This is a genomic window from Ideonella azotifigens, from assembly GCF_006519715.1.
GTDB lineage: Bacteria > Pseudomonadota > Gammaproteobacteria > Burkholderiales > Burkholderiaceae_C > Ideonella > Ideonella azotifigens.
This window is the reverse complement of the sequence record NZ_VIDT01000452.1, coordinates 1-4,609: the sequence shown is the minus strand read 5'-3', so window position 1 is coordinate 4,609 and position 4,609 is coordinate 1. Positions and strand designations below refer to the sequence as shown.

6 protein-coding genes are annotated in these 4,609 nt (G+C 67.1%); 2 read left to right on the top strand and 4 right to left on the bottom strand.

Annotated features, from left to right (window positions below; all coding sequences use genetic code 11):
- The coding region (locus tag FKP22_RS21715; RefSeq protein WP_141289774.1) for a LysR family transcriptional regulator at nucleotides 1–334 on the bottom strand (334 nt) is incomplete at its 3' end.
- A 125-nt stretch (nucleotides 335–459) separates the two neighbouring features.
- Between FKP22_RS21715 and FKP22_RS21710 the strand changes: the two genes are divergently transcribed.
- The gene (locus FKP22_RS21710; RefSeq protein WP_141289773.1) at nucleotides 460–1,215 is read left to right on the top strand and encodes an SDR family oxidoreductase; all 756 of its coding nucleotides are present in this window, start codon (nucleotides 460–462) and stop codon (nucleotides 1,213–1,215) included.
- Nucleotides 1,216–1,296: 81 nt separating this feature from the next.
- On the opposite strand, the gene FKP22_RS21705 is transcribed toward FKP22_RS21710, so the two are convergent.
- Both FKP22_RS21705 and FKP22_RS21700 read right to left on the bottom strand, forming a co-directional pair.
- Nucleotides 1,297–1,875, bottom strand: coding sequence for an outer membrane beta-barrel protein (locus tag FKP22_RS21705; protein ID WP_141289772.1), 579 nt, complete (start codon nucleotides 1,873–1,875; stop codon nucleotides 1,297–1,299).
- 159 nt (nucleotides 1,876–2,034) lie between these two features.
- On the bottom strand, nucleotides 2,035–2,676 hold the full coding sequence (locus tag FKP22_RS21700; protein WP_141289771.1) for a LysE family transporter: 642 nt from the start codon (nucleotides 2,674–2,676) through the stop codon (nucleotides 2,035–2,037).
- 57 nt (nucleotides 2,677–2,733) lie between these two features.
- On the opposite strand from FKP22_RS21700, the gene radA reads away from it, so the two are divergent.
- Nucleotides 2,734–4,101, top strand: coding sequence for a DNA repair protein RadA (gene radA / locus FKP22_RS21695; RefSeq protein ID WP_141289770.1), 1,368 nt, complete (start codon nucleotides 2,734–2,736; stop codon nucleotides 4,099–4,101).
- Nucleotides 4,102–4,103: 2 nt separating this feature from the next.
- On the opposite strand, the gene FKP22_RS21690 is transcribed toward radA, so the two are convergent.
- Nucleotides 4,104–4,466 (bottom strand): DUF1428 domain-containing protein, encoded by a 363-nt coding sequence (locus FKP22_RS21690; RefSeq protein ID WP_141289769.1) that lies wholly within the window; start codon nucleotides 4,464–4,466, stop codon nucleotides 4,104–4,106.
- Nucleotides 4,467–4,609 lie beyond the last annotated feature (143 nt).

Below are 4,609 nucleotides of genomic sequence, written 5' to 3'. Positions count from 1 at the left end.
TCAAAGGCGCGCGGCCCAGGAAGCGTGGCGCTGTCACCCGCACCAGCCCGCTGGTCGTCTCGTTGACCTGACCCGGCTGGCCGCGCACCGGGAACAAGGCCTCCACGCCGGCCAATGCGCTGCGTGCGCGTTCCACCAGCTGGGCACCAAAGGCCGTCAGCCGCACGCCGCGTGTGCTGCGGTGGAACAGCGGTTCGCCCAGTGTGTCCTCCAGCTCGCGCACCACGCGCGTCACCACCTGCGGCGAGACGGCCAGCTGCTGCGCGGCGTCGCGAAAGTTGCGCGCCTGCGCGGCGCAGCAAAACACCCGGAGGGCTTCAAGCGGATTGTTCACGGTTGCGGTTGGGTGTTCCTGATGGCGGAATTCTGAACTCGCCAGGGTTCCATATACAAGCATTCGAGCGAATCAGACACTGGCTTCACTGAGTCTTTCCAACCCCCTTCTTTCAGGAGCCCACCATGTCTCAATCCCAAGATTCCATCCGCGGCCAGGTCGTTGTCATCACCGGTGCCAGCAGCGGCTTGGGCGAAGCCACAGCCCGCTTGCTGGCAACCCGCGGTGCACGCCTCGTGCTGGCGGCCCGCCGTGTCGACCGCCTACAGGCGCTGGCCGCCGAGCTGCGCGACGCTGGCGCCGAAGTCGTGGTGCAAGCCACCGATGTGACCCACCGTGCCGACCTCGACGCGCTGGCTGCCGCCGCTCTGAAGGCCTTCGGCCGCATCGACGTGCTGGTCAACAACGCCGGCGTGATGCTGCTGGCCGGGCTGGACAAGCTCAAGGTCGACGAGTGGGACCGCATGATCGACGTCAACATCAAGGGCCTGCTCTACGGCGTGGCCGCGGTGCTGCCGACGATGAAGGCGCAAGGCAGCGGCCACATCGTCAACATCGCTTCGGTGGCCGGCCTCAAGGTCTTCAGCCCCATCGGTGCGGTCTACAGCGCGACCAAGTTCGCGGTGCGTGCGATCTCCGAAGGCCTGCGCGCCGAAGCCCCGGCCGGCGTGCGCACGACCATCGTGTCGCCTGGCGCGGTGGCCTCGGAACTGAAGCTGGGCACCAGCGACGCAGAAGCCTCTGCCGGCGTGAACGCCTTCTACGAAGCCAACCAGATCCCCGCCAGCTCGGTGGCCCGTGCGATTGCCTACGCCATCGAACAGCCGGCCGACGTGGACATCAACGAGATCGTGCTGCGCCCGACGGTGCAGGAATTCTGAGGGCTGTTCCCAGCAGCTTGGCCATGAAAAAAGCCCGCTGATGCGGGCTTCAGGCGAGCGAAGGGCGCGTGGCCCTCGGGCTCAGAACGCGTAGCGCAGGCCGACCGAGAAGTTGCGCAGGTCGGCTTGGGCGTCCGCGTATTCGGCGCGGCTGAAGTCCACGTTCAACTCGACGTGCAGCGCCGGGCTCAGCGCGTAGCCCAGGCCCAGGCCGGCGTAGGCGGCGGTGTTGGTCTCGTCGTCGGATGCGCGGTTGACGCCGTCGGTCGCGCTGACCTTGGTCTTCATGCTGATCACGCCCAGGCGTGCGGTGGCATCCCAGTCGCGCGCAAACGGCGCGCGGAAGGCCACGCCCAGCAGGAAGCCGCCGGCTTCGATCTTGGCGCGCACGCCGTCGACGGTGGCCTTGGCTTCACCAAACGACATGTAGCCCACTTCGCCAGCCAAGCCGCCACCGAGCTCATAGCCCAGCATCACGCGGGCGCCAGTGCCGGAGTTGTCGCACGACTCGGTGCCGGCGCAATCGGCATCGAAGTGGCTGGCGCCGACTGCGCCGTTGACATAGAGGCGGCTGTTCGGCGCTTGTTGAGCCATCGCGGCGGAGCTCAGCAGCGTGGCGGCGGCCAAGGCAACCATGCGGGCCATCGAAATCTTCTTCATCACAAATCCTGTCCACAGGCGAAAAAGCCACCCCCCGGTGGCCAATGGATCGGATTTTCGATGAATTCCCGCGTCTGGGCAGTGAGCGGGCGACTCGGCAAGGGCAATTGCGGCTTGCACGCCACGGCGGATTAACCAGACGTAACAAGCGCTGCCAACTCAAGCCGCCCGCTTGAACGTCGCCAGGAACACGCCGGCTGCGACGAACAGGCTGCCGAAGCTGCGGTTCATCCAGCGGATCTGGCGGGGTTCGCGAAGCAGGCCCAGCACCTTGCTGGCCAGGGCCACGTAGCCGGTCATCACGCAGAACTCGACCACACTGAAGGTCGCGCCGATGTGCAGGTACTGCAGCGGCAGCGGCCGGCTCATGTCGATGAACTGCGGCAGCACGGCCAGCAGGAAGACCGTGCCCTTGGGGTTCATCGCGTTCACCATCCAGCCGCGCAGGAAGATGCTCTTGCGGCTCACGGCCTGGGCGGCGTCGGCACTGGTCGCGTCCTTGGCGGTGATCGGGCTGGCCGGCGAGCGCCATTGCTGCACACCCAGGTACACAAGGTAGGCCGCGCCCACCCACTTGACGACCGCAAATGCCGTCTCGGAGGTGGCCAGCAGCGCGCCCAGGCCCACGCCAACGACCAGCAATTGCGTGATCACACCCAGCCCCAGACCGAAGGCCACGACCTGGCCGCGGCGAAAGCCATGGTTCAGGCCAGCGCCCATTGCGGCGATTGCGCCGGGGCCAGGCGACAGGCTGATGGCCACGGTGGCGAAGAAGAACGGGAGCCAGGTCGAGAAGTCCATGGGGCGTGACGTTGCGAAGCGGGGAGCCGAGTTTAGGGCGCTGCCAGAATGCCCCTCATGTCCAAGGCCAAGACGATCTACACCTGTACCGAATGCGGCGGCACCAGCCCCAAGTGGCTGGGCCAGTGCCCGCACTGCAAGGCCTGGAACACGCTGGAGGAAGGCGTGGCCGAGCCGGCGGCCGGTACCGCCAAGAATCGCTTCCAGTCGCTGGCCAAGTCGCAGCCCGTGGCCACGCTGAGCGAGATCGAGGCCGGCGATGTGGCGCGCACGCCTACCGGGCTGGACGAACTGGACCGGGTGCTGGGCGGCGGCATCGTCGAAGGCGGCGTGGTGCTGATCGGCGGCGACCCCGGCATCGGCAAGAGCACGCTGCTGCTGCAGGCGGTGGACGCACTGGCTTCGCGCATGAAGGTGCTGTATGTGACCGGCGAGGAGTCCACCGCACAGGTCGCGCTGCGGGCGCGCCGGCTGGACCTTTCGGGCGCTGCGGTGCGCGTGCTGGCCGAGATCAGCCTGGAGAAGATCCTCGCCACCATCGAGGCCGAGCGGCCGGCCTTCTGCGTGATCGACTCGATCCAGACCATGTACTCCGAGCAACTGAGCAGCGCGCCGGGTTCGGTCTCGCAGGTGCGCGAGTGCGCCGCGCACCTCACGCGCACGGCCAAGTCCGGTGGCTGCGCCATCGTGCTGGTCGGCCATGTGACCAAGGAAGGCGCGCTGGCCGGGCCGCGCGTGCTGGAACACATCGTCGACACGGTGCTGTATTTCGAGGGTGACACCCACAGCAGCTTCCGGCTGGTGCGGGCGATCAAGAACCGCTTTGGCGCGGTCAACGAGATCGGCGTGTTCGCGATGACCGAGCGCGGGCTCAAGGGCGTGTCCAACCCCAGCGCGATCTTCCTGTCCACCCACAGCGAGCCGGTGCCTGGCAGCTGCGTGCTGGTGACGCTGGAAGGCACGCGGCCGCTGCTGGTCGAGATCCAGGCGCTGGTGGACTCGGGCGGTCCGAGCCCGCGGCGCCTCTCAGTCGGCCTGGACCGCGACCGGCTCGCGATGCTGCTGGCCGTGGTGCACCGGCATGCGGGTGTGGCCTGCATGGACCAGGACGTGTTCGTCAACGCGGTGGGGGGTGTGCGCATCAGCGAGCCCGCGGCCGACCTGGCGGTGCTGATCGCGATCCAGAGTTCGTTGCGGGGCAAGCCTTTGCCGCGTGGCTTCATTGCCTTTGGCGAGGTCGGGCTGGCCGGCGAAGTGCGGCCGGCGCCGCGCGGGCAGGATCGCTTGAAGGAGGCCGCCAAGCTGGGCTTCAGCGTGGCGGTGGTGCCCAAGGCGAATGCGCCCAAGAAACCCATCGAAGGCCTGACGATTCACGCCGTGGAGCGGATTGAGCAGGCGATTGACCTGATGCGGTCGCTGGACTGATTTCAAAGTTCCAGGAAGGCCTTGAACCCGCCCCAGAACATGCGCTTGCCGTCGAACGGCATGGCCTCCGGGTTCATCATCTCGGCCAGTCGCGGATCGCTCATCACCAGCTTGTTGATGCGGTCACGTTCCTTGCGCGAGGGGAAGACGATGAACGAGAAGATCACCACTTCGCCTTCCTTCAGCTTCACGCTCTGCGGGAACGAAGTGCGCTTGCCGGGCTTGGCATCGTCGGCCACGCATTCGACGTATTGCAGCGCGCCGTGTTCCTTCCAGATCTTGCCGGCCTTGCGCGCGATCTTCTTGTAGTCGGCCAGCTTGTCCAGCGGCACCGGGATCACGAATCCATCGACGTAGTTCGCCATCAAGCGCTCCTTTGATTGATTGAGGTGGACTGACGGGCGGAGTGTGCGCCCATCGCGGCAGGCCGCTGCCCAGGGTGAGCCCGGAGCCCCGGGGCCTTCAATGAGGGGTGGTGCTGCCGGCCGCAGCATCCCCCGGCCCGCCG

Excerpts from the sequence above, each read along its gene's own strand:
- FKP22_RS21700 (WP_141289771.1), bottom strand. The coding sequence starts at position 2,676 with ATGGACTTCTCGACCTGGCTCCCGTTCTTCTTCGCCACCGTGGCCATC.
- radA (WP_141289770.1), top strand. The coding sequence starts at position 2,734 with ATGTCCAAGGCCAAGACGATCTACACCTGTACCGAATGCGGCGGCACC.
- FKP22_RS21705 (WP_141289772.1), bottom strand. The coding sequence starts at position 1,875 with ATGAAGAAGATTTCGATGGCCCGCATGGTTGCCTTGGCCGCCGCCACG.
- FKP22_RS21690 (WP_141289769.1), bottom strand. The coding sequence starts at position 4,466 with ATGGCGAACTACGTCGATGGATTCGTGATCCCGGTGCCGCTGGACAAG.
- FKP22_RS21710 (WP_141289773.1), top strand. The coding sequence starts at position 460 with ATGTCTCAATCCCAAGATTCCATCCGCGGCCAGGTCGTTGTCATCACC.